Origin of the sequence: Nocardia sp. NPDC050412 (genome assembly GCF_044458825.1) — a bacterium.
GTDB lineage: Bacteria > Actinomycetota > Actinomycetes > Mycobacteriales > Mycobacteriaceae > Nocardia.
The window spans coordinates 183,095-197,100 of the sequence record NZ_JBITIJ010000013.1 but is presented as its reverse complement, the minus strand read 5'-3'; the positions used below and the strand labels follow the sequence as shown (position 1 = coordinate 197,100).

Below are 14,006 nucleotides of genomic sequence, written 5' to 3'. Positions count from 1 at the left end.
ATGACGACAATCGATACGGGCGCCTGTCTGGCCGGTTTCACAGTCGGCGTCACGGCCGCCAGGCGGGCCGATGAGTTCGCCACGCTGCTCACCCGACGGGGCGCCGGTATCGTCGCCGCTCCCGCCATCCGGATCATTCCGCTGGCCGATGACACCGAACTGGAGCGGGTGACCCGCGAACTCGTGGCCGATCCGCCGCAGATCGTGGTGGCCACCACCGGCATCGGATTTCGCGGCTGGATGGAAGCGGCCGAGGGCTGGGGCATTGCCGAGGACCTGCGGATGACGCTGGCATCCACCAGGATGCTGGCGCGTGGGCCGAAGGCCAAGGGCGCTATCCGCGCCGCCGAACTGCGCGAGGAATGGTCGCCCGCGTCGGAGTCCTCCGCCGAGGTGCTCGACCACCTGCTCGCCGAAGGCGTGGAGGGTGTGCGTATCGCGGTCCAATTGCACGGCGCGACAACCGAATGGGAACCCGTACCCGACTTCTGCGAGGTATTGCGTTGTGCCGGTGCGGATGTCGTTCCGGTACCGGTGTACCGCTGGGTGCCGCCGGATGATCAGGGTCCGATGGACAATCTGATCGAGGCCATCATCACCTCCAGCCTGGACTGTGTCACCTTCACCAGCGCGCCCGCCGTGGCCTCGATGTTGATGCGCGCCAAGGAAACCGGGCTGCTGGAGGGTGTGCTGCACGCGCTGCGCGGACGGGTGCTGCCCGCCTGTGTCGGACCGATCACCGCGGCTCCGCTGGAGGAGCTGGGTGTGGCGACCTCGATGCCCGGACGGGCGCGCCTCGGTGCGCTGGCCCGGCACGTCGCCGAGGAATTGCCGCGGCGAGCCAATCGAATTCAGGCCGCCGGACACACCATCAGTGTGCGCGGGGCGTGCGTGGTGGTAGACGGTTCGGTGCGCCAGCTCGCTCCCGCGCCGATGGCCCTGATGCGATCGCTGGCGCGGCAGCCCGGCCGGGTGGTGTCCCGGGAGGATCTGCTCGCGGCGCTGCCCGGCGGCGGTGACGACACCCATGCCGTGGAGACCGCGATCGCGCGGCTGCGCGCCGGGCTCGGCACGCCGAAAGCCATTCAGACCGTGGTCAAACGGGGTTACCGGCTGGCGCTGGACGCCGCGGATTGCGCCGATGACTTTCCGCGCACCGTCGCTACCGGCCGTGCGCCGGTAGCGGGTATCGGTACCCCGGCCCGCGCGCCGAGGTACGCACAGCCTGCGGGGAGCTGGTGACGGCTCCGGCCCTGGTCCTGGTCGCACACGGCACCAGAAGTACCAGGGGTGTGCAGATGATCGCCGCGCTCGCGGAGGCGGTAGTGCAGGAGTTCACGGGGATCGCAGCCAGCGGGGCGGGTGAAATCGGCGCCGCGGTTTCGGGGCGCGACGCCGATACTTCCGCAGCTCCGGTCTGTGAACACCGCACCGTTATTCGCGGGCCGGAGACCGCCGAGAAGCCCTGGGTGCGTACCGCTTTCGTGGACGTGCTGGGTCCATCGCCGTCCGAGGTATTGCGCGATCTGACCGATGCCGAGGGGGAATCGGTTCCCGCCGTTGTGGTTCCGGCCTTCCTCGCCTCCGGATACCACGTGTATCAGGATGTGCCCCGCGAGGTCGCCGAGAGCGGCCATCCCGAGGTCGCGGTGACACCCGCGATGGGACCGGATCCGGCATTAGCCCGGATCATGGCCATGCGACTGCGCGCCGCGGGCTGGCGTCCCGGTGACGCGGTGGTCATCGCGGCAGCCGGATCATCGGATGCCCGTGCGCGCCAGGATGTTCGACGTGCGGCAGGCATGCTGGCCGAGCATCTCGGTGTCCCGGTTCGCATCGGCTACGTCGCGACCGGAGCCCCGCGCGTCCCGGAAGTCGTTGCCGAACTTCGTGAGTCGGGTGCGCAGCGTGTCTTCGTCGCCTCGTACCTGCTGGCCCACGGTCTGTTCCAGCAGCGCCTGCACGAGGCGGGAGCGGACGGTGTCGCCGAGCCGATCGGCGTCCACCCGGCGGTCGTCCGTCTGATCGCCGACCGCTACCGCGCCGCCGCACGCGAGCTGCTCCGTGCGCGTGCCATTTGACTCGGACTTTTGCTCTCGCGCACCGATTCGCACGCCGCGCACGTTTTCGCCCTGCGAATTCGTGCGTGGCGTGCGAAAAGCTGCGCAGCAGCCAGCGTCGGGTTGCCAGATGATCTTCGCCAGTGGCGTTGGGGGAGGGGGTACGGGGTGATCAGTGCGAATCGTCCAGGCGAACACGCACCGTGACTCGCCCGCGCTCGTCACGATGTGCGAGCGCGTGACCGTGACGGTCGCCGCCCTCGAGGTGTAGCGTGATCGGGGCGCCTTCATCGGTGAAGTTGCGCCACCACTTCTTTCGATCCGGGAGTGCAACTCCGATGACGATCGAATCGCCGGAACGGCGGTAGTTCACGGGCGTGCTGAAGGTTTTGCCGGAACGGCGGCCCACATAACTGATCTCGACGAAGCTCTTGCGCATGAGCGAGCCCACCAGGGGTGCATTCGTCAAGGTCAGCGTCACCGAGTTGAAGCCGTTCACGAAAGATTTCGCATTCACCGAATGCCTCCTGGTACAGCCTGGATAGCGGTCGAGCTCACTTTACCGACCATCCATGACACCGGCACTCGGCGGCGGTTGGTATATGGAGGCGGGGCCCCATCGACCGGATTCGGCTGAGCCCCAGCGCGGTTCAGCGGCATTCGCCGACGCGGGCCTGATTCGCTGATCTGGCATTCGCCGATGCCGGATGGCGGGTTCATCTCGCCGATGATGGGGTGCGGGTGAAGGAGGCGCGGTAGGCGCTCGGGGGTAGGCCTACATGGCGGATCATGTGTTGGCGCAGGGATTCCGCGGAGCCGATGCCGCTGTGGCGGGCCACCTGGTCCATGGGCAGTGTGGTGGATTCGAGGAGTTCGCGGGCGCGTTGAATGCGTTGGTGCAGTAGCCATTTCTGGGGGCTGAGGCCGGTTTCCTCGTGGAAGCGACGGGTGAGGGTGCGCACGCTGGTGCGGGCGTGGGTGGCCAGATCGTCCAGGGATAGGGGAGTGTCGAGGCGTTCCAAGGCCCAGGTGCGGGTGGCTGAGAGCGTCAGTCCGTTCTCGGGCGGCAGTGGCGAGTCGACGAATTGGGCTTGGCCGCCTGGGCGTACCGGGGTTACGACGGCGGCGCGGGCCGCGGCATTGGCGACCGTCGCACCGTAGTCGGTGCGAATCAGGTGCAGGCACAGGTCGATGCCGGCGGCGGCACCGGCGGCTGTGGTCACCGGTCCGTCCTCGATGAACAATGCGTCGGTGCGCACGGTCACCTGCGGGTACATCTCGGCGAGTTCGTCGGCCAACGCCCAGTGCGTGGTCGCGGTGCGTCCGGATAACAGCCCGGCCTGGGCCAATACGAATGCACCGCTACAGATCGACGTGACGCGCTTGCCTTGATCGACGGCCCTGCGCAGTGCGGCGATGGTGGCCGCGTCGGCGGTGCCACGACTGCCGGTGCTCGGCACGATGACAGTGTCCGCCTCGTCGAGCGCATCCAGTCCGCGCGGCACCACGACATCGAAACCGCCCAGCGCACCGGGAACAACGCCCGGTTCGGCGGTGCACACCACCATCCGGTAACCAGGCTCGCCATCGACCGTCACCCCGCCGAGCATGGTTCCGGGCATGGCGAGTTCGAAGGGCTTCACCGGCGCGACGGCGACAACGGCCACGGTCTTCATGGCTGGATCCTTGGGATAGCTGGCTGATCGGCCACTAGTCTAGCGCTCCCGCAGCGGGCAATGTTGACGGCACGCGATCGGCGACCCGCCGTTGATGCGTGAAACCTCTTGTCTCAGAAGGGAATAGCATGCCTTCGCATGTCATCATCGGTCGTGGCGCCACCGCCGCGGCAACCGCGATCCGGTTGGCCGAATCCGGCGACCAGGTGCGGATGATCAGCCGCAGCGGCACCGGCCCGCGGCATCCCGATATCGAGCTGATCGCCACCGATGCTGTGGACGCGGCCGCGCTCACCGATCTCGTCAAGGGCGCGGACACCGTATTCAATACCGCGATGCCCGCCTATCACACCTGGCCGGAGGCGGTACCGCCGCTGTTCGGGGCCATACTGTCGGCGGCGGAGCAGTCCGGTGCGAACTACGTGATGCTCGGCAATCTGTACGGCTACGGCCCGGTGGACGGTGTGGTCACCGACGACACACCGCTGGCTGCCACCGGGCCCAAGGGGCGGGTGCGCGCGCAGATGTGGCTCGATGCCAAGGCGGCGCACGATGCGGGCCGGGTGCGGGTCACCGAGGTCAGGGCGGGCCAATTCCTCGGCCGCGGTGCGGTATCGCTGTTCTCGCTGCTGGTGCAGCCGAAAGTGGTTGCGGACCAACTCGCTCTGGTACCGCAGGACCTGGACCTGCCGCACTCCTACACCGCGATCGGTGACGCGGCCGCCGCACTCGTAGCGGTCGCGCGTAGCGAAAACGCTTGGGGACGTGCCTGGCTCGCCCCGACGATCACCAGCACCCTGCGTGCCGCGGCCGAGCGCTTCGCCGCCGCAGCGGATGCCCCCCATCCGCGACTCGAGGTGATGAGCGACCGCGAATTGACTCTGCTCGGCCACACCGACCCGTTCTGGGCCGAATTGTTCGAGACCTACCACATGTCGCATCGCGAGTTCACCGTCGACGACACCACCACCCGGGAGATCTTCGGACTCACCGCGAGCAACCTCGACACTGTGTTCGCGGAGGTGGTTTCGGCATCCTGATCGGGCCTTACGACGGCGGTCGGCGGCGACATTCCGGAGTGCGTCGAATGCGGCGGGCTTCGAAGCCTTGTTGTTCAGCCATCAGTCTTCGTAGTGTGAACCGACTCGTACCACAACGATTTCGGTGTCTGTCACGTAGTAGATCAACCGATGCTCTTGGGTAATTCGCCGTGACCAGTGCCAGCAAGGTGGTGGCGTAGCGGCTCGGGTTTGCCGATCCCCTCGAACGGGTCGCGGAGTGTGGCGTCGACGATTTTGTTCGCGCCGTTCAGCATGGCCCGGTTGGTGGTCAGCCAGTCCGTGTAGGACTTACAGCCTTGAGCGGTGAACGTGAGTTTCCGGTCGGCCATAGGCTCAGTCCTGGTCGGGGTCGATGAGTTCGTGTGCCTCGGTGCGTCCCGCGCGGGCATCCTCGGCGGACTGGAATAGCTTCACGCCGCCATGGGTGCGCGGAACGTATAGCGTTTCCATCAGCGAGTTGTAGTCGCTTTCGGCTATGAGTACGGCGTTCTCGCCGCTCTCGAGTGCGCAGGCGCGGCACACCCCATCCCCTTGCCTTAGCCGGGCACCCCGTATGTTGGGTGCCCGGCTGTCAGACGGGGTGCCCGGTCTCAGGCGTTGTCGTACGCGTCCTGTAGAACCTTGATATCGAGCTTGGACATGGACTGCAGCGCCGCGGCGGCGGCGCCGGTCTTGGTGGGGTTCGCACCGTTCATGAGGGTGAGCAGGGTTGCGGGGACGACCTGCCAGGACAGGCCGTAGCGGTCGGTGAGCCAGCCGCACGGCCCTGGCGCGCCGCCATCGATCAGGGCGTCCCACAGGCGATCGACCTCGGCCTGGGTATCCACGATCACCTGGATCGATGCGGCATCCGTGAATGGATGTCCGGGACCGCCGTTCATCAGGGTGTACGCGTGACCGTCGAGTTCGATCGAGACAATGAACGCCGAGCCATCGGGGTGGCGATTGACATCCACGATGCGAGAGTTGGGGATCAGCGCGGTGTAGCGGGTGGCGGCTTCCTCGGCGTCGCTGTCGAACCAGAAGAAAGTGTTGACCGACATGATGGGCTCCTTGGCTTGGTGATGACCTGCTGTCATCCTTCGGTCGGAGCTGCCTCGACGTCTTCGACATATCTTCGCGAAATTTTCTGAAGAAATTTCTCGCGCGGGTCAGACGCTCGCGACGGCGATGAACCGATCGGGCGTGATCGTGATCAGCACCCGCGCGCGTTCCACCTCACCCAGCACCGGCCCACTGCCGTACTTCTCCCAGATGCGCTGGGTCCACACACCATCCGCGTCGATGGTGAGCTCGGCATCCCCGATCACCCGTACCTGGCGATTCGGCCGCTGCCCACCATCGCGCGATCCCACAACCTCCCGATCGATCACCAAACCGACCCTCGGATTCGCCCGGATCCGCCGCAAATGCGGCCGTTCCGCCCAACTGGTCAGCCGAAAGGCCCGCTGATCCCACAGGAACCACATCGGCGTGACATGCGGATATCCGGCCGCATCGATGGTGGCCAGGTGCGCGACGATATCGCTGGCCAGCAACCCGGCAATCTCGGCTCGACGTAACGACCGCATCCGGCTTCCCCTCGATTCGAACTTATGTTCGATTCTACCTCGCGGCTCCAGGTGCGGGCGACTCGGTCGTTTCAGTACTCTCGGTAGAAATCGGCCAGGGTGTGGAACGCGGCCTTCGGTTCCCATGGCAGGTCCGGATAGATAGCGCCGCCACGGGTCGCCATCGTGGCAATCGTGTTGTTGCGCAACGGATTCGTGCTGCGCGGGGTTCCCGCCGCACCCGATGATGTGCTCATCGAAATCGTCGACGAGGTGTACCTGCCGCTAGTGCGGCAGCGGTGGCCGAGCTGATCAGGTCTTGTCTCGAAGTGACGGGACATGCATCGAGCCGAGTCGGATGGCGGTACCGCACACTGTCCGGAACCGCCTTCCGGCTCGGCTCGACGCCGGATGGTGGCCTCGGAGAGTGACTTCGAGACAGGCCTTAGGCGCAGTCGGGGGCGTCGGCGTCTTCGAAGAGCGGCTTGCCGGTGGGCGGGGCGTAAACGACGTCGAGGACGAGCGGGTCGGGGCCGAGGTTGCGGCCGATGTGCACGTTCCAGGCGCCCTCGGGTTCGTAGATGAAATCGCCGGTGTGGAAGACCGGAGCCACGCAGTCGGGGCCTGGGTGGGTGAGGGTGCCTGAGCGGACGAAGCCGAAGACCGGACCGTAGTGATAGTGCCAGCCGGTGGAACCGCCTGGGGCGATGGTGATTTCGCGGACAACGAGGTCGGTGCCCGCGACGAACGGCAGCAGGCCCGCTGGGATCTGTGCCTGGGCGAGGGTGACCGCGGTGATATCGGTACCGGGCGTCGCATGTGCGGTCGCGGCACCGAATACGGAACCGCCCAAGACGACCGCGGCGGCCGCCGCACGCGTAATTGGCGTCATCGCCGCAGCGTAGCCCCCGAAGGCGCGGTTCGGAAAGGGTGAGATTGCCTCTGTCGCTGGGGTATTCGTTCGTTTTGTGCGAATTGTGCGGCTGTCGTGTCGACCAGCGCTGCGCGCCGGCACATCCGGGCGCCCGTTGTCGTAGCCAGGCGCCGCTGTGTCGGGCGCCCGGCCATCAGACGCGGTCTCGGGCGTTGCCGTACTCCAGACCAGAGTTCATGAACTGTTCGTAGGTGGGAAGCGGTGTCGGGTTGCGTGATATGCCGGGGCCGTAGAGCATCGGTGCCGTGCCGTCGAATCCGATGAACCCCGCTGGCGATCTGCCGGATACCGGAATTCCCGCTGCCAAGGCCGCCCATATGACCATGGACGAGCAGCACGAGTGGCATCGGGACTATCTACGGCGACACACGGTTTCCCGGCGCAATGTGCTGCGTGGTACTGCGGCGGCCGCTGCGGTCGCGGCTGTGGGTACCTCACCGTTCGGTAGGCGCGCCTACGCCGAGGACGTGCAACTCGCGGTCGGCGGTCGACGCGTGGGATACGGGCCGGATGCGACGAGTCAGCTCCGCTTCGCCGGTCAGCTCTCCCGGCCACCGGCCGGTACCAAGGTCTTCCTGGACCACGGCCCGACGCCCGCGCTCGGCGGCACCGTCGAGGCCGAGGTGCGCAATCTGCTCACCCAGGTCCCTTCCGCCGACGGCGGTGTCCTCGCGGCCGAACAGTTCTACGTGCACGCCCCGGTCGACGGCCTACCCGGACGCGTGCCGCATTTCTATCGCTGGCGCACCTCCGACGGATTCACCGGCGACATCCGTGCCGCCGCGCCCGCGATGCCGAGTGCGCGCAGTGCGATCCTGCCGTTCCGTTTCACCATGATGGGCGATCAGGGCACCGACGAGACTCCGGCGCTGCCGCAGGGCACCGTGCCCGGCGATTACGACGACAAGTACTACAAGTCCGATAACGATCCGAACGCACCACACGCGAGCAATGTGCTGCGCCAAATCGCTGCCGCCAAACCGGATTTCCACATTCTCGCCGGTGATATCGCCTATGCCGACCCGTCCGGCGGCGGCAGGCCGAACGAATTCGTGGCCAACGGTGCGAAGCTCGAAACCGGTTTCGACAAGTACAACCCCTACGTCTGGGATGTCTACTTCGGGGCCATCGAACGCAGTGCCGCCGAGACACCGTGGATGTTCGCCACCGGCAACCACGATATGGAAGCGACCTACGGCCAGCACGGCTACGGCGGACATCTGGCGCGGCTGGACTTTCCGGGCAACGGTCCGGCGGGCTGCCCGTCGGCGTACTCGTTCACCTACGGCAATGTCGCGGTGCTCTCCCTCGACGCCAATGACGTCAGCTATGAGATCAAGGCCAATACCGGGTATTCCGGTGGGGCGCAGACGAGTTGGGTGGAGCGCACTCTCGCCGCCTACCGCGCGGACCCGAATATCGACTTCCTGGTCTGCTTCTTCCACCACTGCGCGTACTCGACCACCGACTCCCATGCCAGCGACGGCGGCGTGCGCGACGCATGGGCCGGGCTGTTCGACCGGTATCAGGTGGATCTGGTGCTGCAGGGCCACAATCATGTCTACGAACGCACCGATCCGATCCGCGGTGGCGCCGCGACCAGGATCGCCGCGGACAATTCGATCGTCTATCCCGACACCGACGGCACGGTCTACTACACCGTCGGCGGTGGCGGTCGCCCACGCTACGACTTCCAACCGGGTTCGCAGGAAACCTTCCGCGGCCACGAATTACCGGACACCACGGTCCCGAACAGCTATGTCTGGACCACATCGGGCGGCAAACAGGACGAGGCGGCCCCCTGGTCGCGGGTGCGGTTCCGCAACTACTCGTTCCTGCGCGTGGACGTCCGCCCCGGCATCTTCGCCAGCGAAATGGATGTGGTCGCGGTGGATGAATACGGTCGGGAATTCGACAAACTCACCTTCCGCCGCCTGGTCCACTGACCGCTATTTCTCCTTCGGCGGAAGCGAACGCGCGTAGCTGACGCCGCGGTCGACCCATTCATCGAGCGCTTCGTCGTCGGCGACGGCCGCGCCGTCGACCCGCAGCCAGTTGTTCATTTCGCGACCGCCCATCACCATCGCGCCGACGTATTCGCGGGCGAGCAGGGTGGTGCTCTCCTGCGGGTCGACGCGGACGAGCAGACCGCCCTGCCTGCTCGCCGCGACCGCCATATTGCCGTTGATCAGGAAGGCGAGGCCGCCGAACATCTTCTTCTCGCTCACCTCCGGCGTCGGGTCGATCAGCTCCCGTATCCGGTCGGCGAGCACCTTGTCATATGCCATACCGCATTGTCGACCAGGGCACCGACAAGTTCGTGACGAAACGTTTGTTACGCGCCCAAGGCGGCGGCGAACAGCGGCCAGGACTGGTGGACGTCGTCCTGCCAGTACGCCCAAGCGTGTGTAGCCGCCGGACGCAGATTCAGGGTGGCGGGAACACCTGCCGCGGCCAGCCGGTCTACGAAGGGGCGAGTGCAGCCGTCGATGACGGTCTCCATGACACCGCCGACCAGCATGCGATCGAGCAGGCGGATCGGATTACCGTCGATGCCGACATCGCCGAGGATTTCGTGCGGTCCGGGTGCGCCACTGCCCGACGAGACGTAGAGCGCCAAACCGCGCAGCCGATCGACGTGCAGCATGGGATCGTTCTCGGTCCAGGCCGGATTGTCCGGGGCACCCCACATGTTGTCCGCATTCGCGCCGAAGATCGCGAGTTCGGCGTGCACATAGGCATTGGCGGCGGGGTCACTGGTGCGCGGGCAGCCGCTGTAGGCGCCCACCGCCTGATACAGGCCGGGTGCGTTGATGGCCAGATTCAGTGCCGAGGTCGCCGACATCGACACGCCCGCAATGGCATTGCGTCCGGTCATCCCGAATCGCGAACCCAGCAGCGGCGGCAATTCCTGGGTCAGGAAGGTCGTCCATTTATTGCGGCCAAGGACCGGATCGTCGTTGAGCCAATCGGTGTAGTAGCTCGCGCGCCCACTCATCGGCACGATCACATTGACGTTCTTGTCCGCGAAGAAGTCGGCGACATCCGTGCGGGTCGTCCACGGGCCGCCGTCCTCGCCGCCGTCGGCCGCATTGAGCAGGTACAGCGCGGGCGCACCCGGACCGGGATGCGACATCCACAGCGTGATAGGCCGATTCATCGCCGCCGAATGGACCACGACCTCGAGCTGTCGGCCGCCCAGCGGCCGGACATCGAGAATCTGGGAGCCGGAATCCGCTCCGGCGGTTACGGAGATGGTCGCGGCGCAGACCGCTAACAAGAAAACCAAGCATCGCGTAAGGGCGCGCAGCGAGCGAACCATGGGCACAGCGGAGCGCGGCGAGCGAACCATGGGCACAGGGCGGTACATGGGTCGAATTCCTATCACGGCTGGTGGCGCGTCCTTGGTATTCGCCGGGTGTGTTTGCTGGTAAATAACACAGCCCCGCTCGCCCGATGAGGGCGGACGGGGCTGTGGGGCATCGGGTGAGAGGACCCGAACTCGTGGGTCAGCGCCAGGTTTCGGGCGTGACGGGGGCGTCCCACGCGCGCGCGTAGCGACGCTTGTCCGGTGCGTTGGATTCCTTGGCGCGGTACACAATGTACGGCCGGATCAGGTAGCCGACGGGCGCACTGAACATATGGACCAAGCGGGTGTAGGGCCAGATGGCGATGAGTGTCAACACGACGAGACCGTGCAGCTGGAAGGTCCACGGAGTGCCGACCATCAGCTCGGGCTGCGGATGAACCGTGAAAAGGCTACGGAACCACGGGGATACGGTCTCGCGATAATTGTAGGTGCCCCACAGCAGATTGCTGCCCCAGGTATTGAGCAGACCGGTGACCAGGGCGGCGGCCAGCAGCACATACATGAGCTGGTCATTGCGTGTGGTGGCCTTGCGCACGGCGGGGACGGTGATCCGGCGGTAGAGCAGGATGCCGACGCCGAGGATGACCGCGAGTCCGGCGACCGAACCCGCCGCGACCGCGACCACGTGGTAGGTGTGCTCGGAGATGCCGACGGCATCGGTCCAGGATTCCGGAATCAGCACACCGAGTACATGTCCGCCGATGACCCCGAGCATGCCGAAGTGGAACAGCGGGCTGCCCAAGCGCAGCAGTCGGCTCTCGTAGATCTGGGACGACCGTGTGGTCCAACCGAATTGGTCGTTGCGGTAGCGCCACAGGTGGCCCAGCACGAACGAGGTGAAGGCCACATAGGGCAGCGTCATCCAGAAGGCAGTGGTCATCGGCGGGCTTCCGATCCGTCGAACAGCGATGGGTCCATGGCGAAGGGGTCGAGACCAACCTCTTCCTCGGGCGGTCCCTGGGCGGCGAGTTCGGCTATGCGACGCCGATCGGCAGTGGTCAGCGGCGGCAGGGTGGCAACGACCGCCGCCAGCACCGCGGCGTACGGGGATTGGTTGTCCAGCAGGGAAAGTCGCAGGAGTTCGATCACCGGAACGTGTTCGCCGAGTAGGCGTTCACCGCCGATCGGGTCGACGGTCGCGGCGAATTCCAGCAGCACCGGCAGGTGGTCGGGCAATTCCTCGTCACCGAGTTCGACACCGGCGTGCCGGTAGGCGTGCTTGAACCGCAACAGCGCCATACCGCGTTTGCGGGTGTCACCGTAGGCGTAGAACGTCAGGTGCATGCTGGAACGGCGGCGCATATCGAAGGTTTCGACGTACTGCTGGGCCAGCGTGAGCGGTGGGGTGGCGCGCAGATGGTGGATGAACTCCAGCAGCGGCGCACCTACCGCATCCGGCAATTGCGTTGCGGCATCATCGATCTGGTGGACGGTCGCCAACATCTGCTCACTCGGATAGTCGAGCAGCAGCGCGGCGATCCGCCACACCAGACGGCAATCGCGCTCGGATAGCTGAGCGACGGGTTCGGGCCTGCGGCGCACCTTCAGTAGTGCCATCGTGCGCCTCCGGGTGTCAGCGGATTCATTTGGTCGCTCCGGTCGGCGTCTGCGTGACCGAACCGTTCGTCGAGCCATTCGTGGTCAGTGCCGAATCTTTTGTGGCCGAACCATTTGTGGCCGCACCGCTTTTCGCCGAACCATTGGTGCCGTGCCCGTTGGCCCCGTTGCCGTTGCGCGTGGTGGGCAGCAGGCCGTCGGTGCTGCGCCCATCCCAGTTCAACAGGTTGATCCGATTCGACTTCTCCTCCGGCGTAGCGCCATTGGTATCGGTCAGATGGAACTTCTCCACCATCGTGTCGAATGCCGTCATACCCGGCCCGCCATCGGTATCCAGGCTGCATCCGGTCGCCAGCGAATCCAGTTCGTGTGCCTGCGAAGTCGCGCCGTGCGGAATCACATACCGGTGTTCGTATTTCGCGATGGCCAGCAGCCGGTACATCGCCTCGATCTCCTCCGGCTCCAACCGCACCGACGGTGCGATCGACGGATCCGGCTCCACACCGAGATTCACCGACCGCATGAACGACCGCATGGCCGCGAGCCGCTGCAGTGCGGCCCGCACCGGCCCGATCTCACCGGCGGTGAACAATTCGGCCAGGTATTCGACCGGAATGCGCAGCGCGTCGATGGCGCCGAACAGATTCGACGCGTCCTCGGCATCGTGGCCGGTCTCGGACAGCACATCCACCACCGGCGACAGTGGCGGCACATACCAAACCATCGGCATGGTCCGGTATTCCGGATGCAGCGGCAACGCGATCTGGTAATCGACGATCAATTTATAGACCGGCGAATTCTGCGCGGCGTCGATCCATTCCGGCGAGATCCCGGCCCGCTCGGCCTCCGCGATAACCCGCGGATCATGCGGATTGAGGAACACTCCGAGCTGCGAGGGATACAGATCCTTGGTTTCGGTGACCGAGGCCGCCGCCTCCACGGCATCCGCGTCGTACAGCATGACGCCGATGTAGCGCAGCCGACCGACGCAGGTCTCCGAACAGACCGTCGGAATACCGACTTCCACGCGCGGGTAGCAGAACGTGCACTTCTCCGCCTTGCCCGTCTTGTGGTTGAAGTAGATCTTCTTGTACGGGCAGCCGCTGACGCACTGTCGCCAGCCACGGCATTTGTCCTGGTCGACGAGCACAATGCCGTCCTCGGACCGTTTGTAGATCGCACCCGACGGGCACGAGGCCACACATGACGGATTGAGGCAGTGCTCGCAGATCCGCGGCAGGTAGAACATGAAGGTCTGTTCGAACTCCAGCTTCACCTGGTCCGACAGCTTGGCCAGCAGCGGGTCTTTACCGACCTGCTCCGGTCCGGAGCCCAGGTCGTCATCCCAGTTGGCGCCCCAGGTGATCTTCGTATCCTGGCCGGTGATCAGCGATTTCGGCCGCGCGACCGGACTGGTGTCCATGGCGGGCGCGGACAGCAGGTTGTCGTAGTCGTAGCTCCACGGCTCGTAATAGTCCGAAACCGTGGGCAGATCCGGATTGGCGAAGATATTGAGCAGCCGCTTCAGGCGGGAACCGGACTTGAGGGTCAGCTTGCCGCGCTTGTTGAGCGTCCAGCCGCCCTTCCACTTCTCCTGGTCCTGGTACTGCCGTGGATAACCCTGTCCGGGACGGGTTTCCACATTGTTGAACCACATGTACTCGGTGCCACCGCGGTTGGTCCACGCCTGCTTGCAGGTGACGCTGCAGGTGTGACAACCGATGCACTTGTCCAGGTTCATCACCATGGCCATCTGTGCCATGACACGCATGTCAGTACTCCACTTCTTGGTTGCGCC

Annotated in this window: 15 protein-coding genes and 1 pseudogene; 5 read left to right on the top strand and 11 right to left on the bottom strand. The window is 65.7% G+C overall.

Going from position 1 to position 14,006, the window contains the following annotated elements; translation table 11 throughout:
- Positions 1 to 1,242 carry a uroporphyrinogen-III synthase gene (locus tag ACIBI6_RS31710; RefSeq protein ID WP_364356870.1) on the top strand — a complete coding sequence of 414 codons (1,242 nt, stop codon included), beginning with the start codon at positions 1 to 3 and terminating at the stop codon, positions 1,240 to 1,242.
- A complete protein-coding gene (locus ACIBI6_RS31705) occupies positions 1,239 to 2,081 on the top strand; it encodes a sirohydrochlorin chelatase (protein WP_396958752.1) in 843 nt (280 codons plus the stop codon). The genes ACIBI6_RS31710 and ACIBI6_RS31705 overlap by 4 nt, the downstream gene beginning before the upstream one ends.
- Before the next feature lie 151 nt (positions 2,082 to 2,232).
- On the opposite strand, the gene ACIBI6_RS31700 is transcribed toward ACIBI6_RS31705, so the two are convergent.
- Complete coding sequence (locus ACIBI6_RS31700) at positions 2,233 to 2,577, bottom strand: hypothetical protein (RefSeq protein WP_364356864.1); 345 nt, start codon at positions 2,575 to 2,577, stop codon at positions 2,233 to 2,235.
- A 199-nt stretch (positions 2,578 to 2,776) separates the two neighbouring features.
- Positions 2,777 to 3,736 (bottom strand): helix-turn-helix domain-containing protein, encoded by a 960-nt coding sequence (locus tag ACIBI6_RS31695; RefSeq protein ID WP_364356861.1) that lies wholly within the window; start codon positions 3,734 to 3,736, stop codon positions 2,777 to 2,779.
- A 128-nt stretch (positions 3,737 to 3,864) separates the two neighbouring features.
- On the opposite strand from ACIBI6_RS31695, the gene ACIBI6_RS31690 reads away from it, so the two are divergent.
- Positions 3,865 to 4,776, top strand: coding sequence for an NAD-dependent epimerase (locus tag ACIBI6_RS31690; RefSeq protein ID WP_396958751.1), 912 nt, complete (start codon positions 3,865 to 3,867; stop codon positions 4,774 to 4,776).
- Between the two features lie 81 nt (positions 4,777 to 4,857).
- Here the strand turns inward: ACIBI6_RS31690 and ACIBI6_RS31685 are convergent.
- From ACIBI6_RS31685 to ACIBI6_RS31675, 3 genes and pseudogenes are all read right to left on the bottom strand, one after another.
- A pseudogene (locus tag ACIBI6_RS31685) lies at positions 4,858 to 5,051 on the bottom strand (Txe/YoeB family addiction module toxin).
- A gap of 336 nt (positions 5,052 to 5,387) precedes the next feature.
- Positions 5,388 to 5,840 (bottom strand): VOC family protein, encoded by a 453-nt coding sequence (locus tag ACIBI6_RS31680; protein ID WP_396958750.1) that lies wholly within the window; start codon positions 5,838 to 5,840, stop codon positions 5,388 to 5,390.
- A 108-nt stretch (positions 5,841 to 5,948) separates the two neighbouring features.
- On the bottom strand, positions 5,949 to 6,368 hold the full coding sequence (locus ACIBI6_RS31675; RefSeq protein WP_396958749.1) for a pyridoxamine 5'-phosphate oxidase family protein: 420 nt from the start codon (positions 6,366 to 6,368) through the stop codon (positions 5,949 to 5,951).
- Between the two features lie 165 nt (positions 6,369 to 6,533).
- Between ACIBI6_RS31675 and ACIBI6_RS31670 the strand changes: the two genes are divergently transcribed.
- Entirely contained in the window at positions 6,534 to 6,659 is a 126-nt protein-coding gene (locus ACIBI6_RS31670; protein WP_396958748.1) for a hypothetical protein, read from the top strand.
- A gap of 133 nt (positions 6,660 to 6,792) precedes the next feature.
- Here the strand turns inward: ACIBI6_RS31670 and ACIBI6_RS31665 are convergent, their stop codons facing one another.
- Positions 6,793 to 7,239: a cupin domain-containing protein gene (locus ACIBI6_RS31665; protein WP_396958747.1), complete on the bottom strand. Its 447-nt coding sequence runs from the start codon at positions 7,237 to 7,239 to the stop codon at positions 6,793 to 6,795.
- 287 nt (positions 7,240 to 7,526) lie between these two features.
- Here ACIBI6_RS31665 and ACIBI6_RS31660 point away from each other — a divergent pair, with 287 nt between their 5' ends.
- Complete coding sequence (locus ACIBI6_RS31660; protein WP_396958746.1) at positions 7,527 to 9,227, top strand: metallophosphoesterase; 1,701 nt, start codon at positions 7,527 to 7,529, stop codon at positions 9,225 to 9,227.
- Positions 9,228 to 9,230: 3 nt separating this feature from the next.
- On the opposite strand, the gene ACIBI6_RS31655 is transcribed toward ACIBI6_RS31660, so the two are convergent.
- The 5 genes from ACIBI6_RS31655 to narH all read right to left on the bottom strand — a co-directional run bounded on the left by ACIBI6_RS31655 (position 9,231) and on the right by narH (position 13,979).
- Positions 9,231 to 9,569, bottom strand: a complete 339-nt coding sequence (locus tag ACIBI6_RS31655) for a TfoX/Sxy family protein (protein WP_396958745.1) — start codon at positions 9,567 to 9,569, stop codon at positions 9,231 to 9,233.
- Between the two features lie 47 nt (positions 9,570 to 9,616).
- Positions 9,617 to 10,603 carry an alpha/beta hydrolase gene (locus ACIBI6_RS31650; RefSeq protein ID WP_396958744.1) on the bottom strand — a complete coding sequence of 329 codons (987 nt, stop codon included), beginning with the start codon at positions 10,601 to 10,603 and terminating at the stop codon, positions 9,617 to 9,619.
- Positions 10,604 to 10,790: 187 nt separating this feature from the next.
- A complete protein-coding gene (gene narI / locus ACIBI6_RS31645; protein ID WP_396958743.1) occupies positions 10,791 to 11,531 on the bottom strand; it encodes a respiratory nitrate reductase subunit gamma in 741 nt (246 codons plus the stop codon).
- Positions 11,528 to 12,208 (bottom strand): nitrate reductase molybdenum cofactor assembly chaperone, encoded by a 681-nt coding sequence (gene narJ, locus ACIBI6_RS31640; RefSeq protein ID WP_396958742.1) that lies wholly within the window; start codon positions 12,206 to 12,208, stop codon positions 11,528 to 11,530. Before narJ ends, narI begins: the two co-directional genes overlap by 4 nt.
- 25 nt (positions 12,209 to 12,233) lie before the next feature.
- A complete protein-coding gene (gene narH / locus ACIBI6_RS31635; RefSeq protein ID WP_396958741.1) occupies positions 12,234 to 13,979 on the bottom strand; it encodes a nitrate reductase subunit beta in 1,746 nt (581 codons plus the stop codon).
- Positions 13,980 to 14,006 lie beyond the last annotated feature (27 nt).

Coding starts and splice junctions, on each gene's coding strand:
- ACIBI6_RS31710 (WP_364356870.1), top strand. CDS start 1: ATGACGACAATCGATACGGGCGCCTGTCTGGCCGGTTTCACAGTCGGC.
- ACIBI6_RS31695 (WP_364356861.1), bottom strand. CDS start 3,736: ATGAAGACCGTGGCCGTTGTCGCCGTCGCGCCGGTGAAGCCCTTCGAA.
- ACIBI6_RS31690 (WP_396958751.1), top strand. CDS start 3,865: ATGCCTTCGCATGTCATCATCGGTCGTGGCGCCACCGCCGCGGCAACC.
- ACIBI6_RS31680 (WP_396958750.1), bottom strand. CDS start 5,840: ATGTCGGTCAACACTTTCTTCTGGTTCGACAGCGACGCCGAGGAAGCC.
- ACIBI6_RS31675 (WP_396958749.1), bottom strand. CDS start 6,368: ATGCGGTCGTTACGTCGAGCCGAGATTGCCGGGTTGCTGGCCAGCGAT.
- ACIBI6_RS31665 (WP_396958747.1), bottom strand. CDS start 7,239: ATGACGCCAATTACGCGTGCGGCGGCCGCCGCGGTCGTCTTGGGCGGT.
- ACIBI6_RS31655 (WP_396958745.1), bottom strand. CDS start 9,569: ATGGCATATGACAAGGTGCTCGCCGACCGGATACGGGAGCTGATCGAC.
- ACIBI6_RS31650 (WP_396958744.1), bottom strand. CDS start 10,603: ATGGTTCGCTCGCTGCGCGCCCTTACGCGATGCTTGGTTTTCTTGTTA.
- narI (WP_396958743.1), bottom strand. CDS start 11,531: ATGACCACTGCCTTCTGGATGACGCTGCCCTATGTGGCCTTCACCTCG.
- narJ (WP_396958742.1), bottom strand. CDS start 12,208: ATGGCACTACTGAAGGTGCGCCGCAGGCCCGAACCCGTCGCTCAGCTA.
- narH (WP_396958741.1), bottom strand. CDS start 13,979: ATGCGTGTCATGGCACAGATGGCCATGGTGATGAACCTGGACAAGTGC.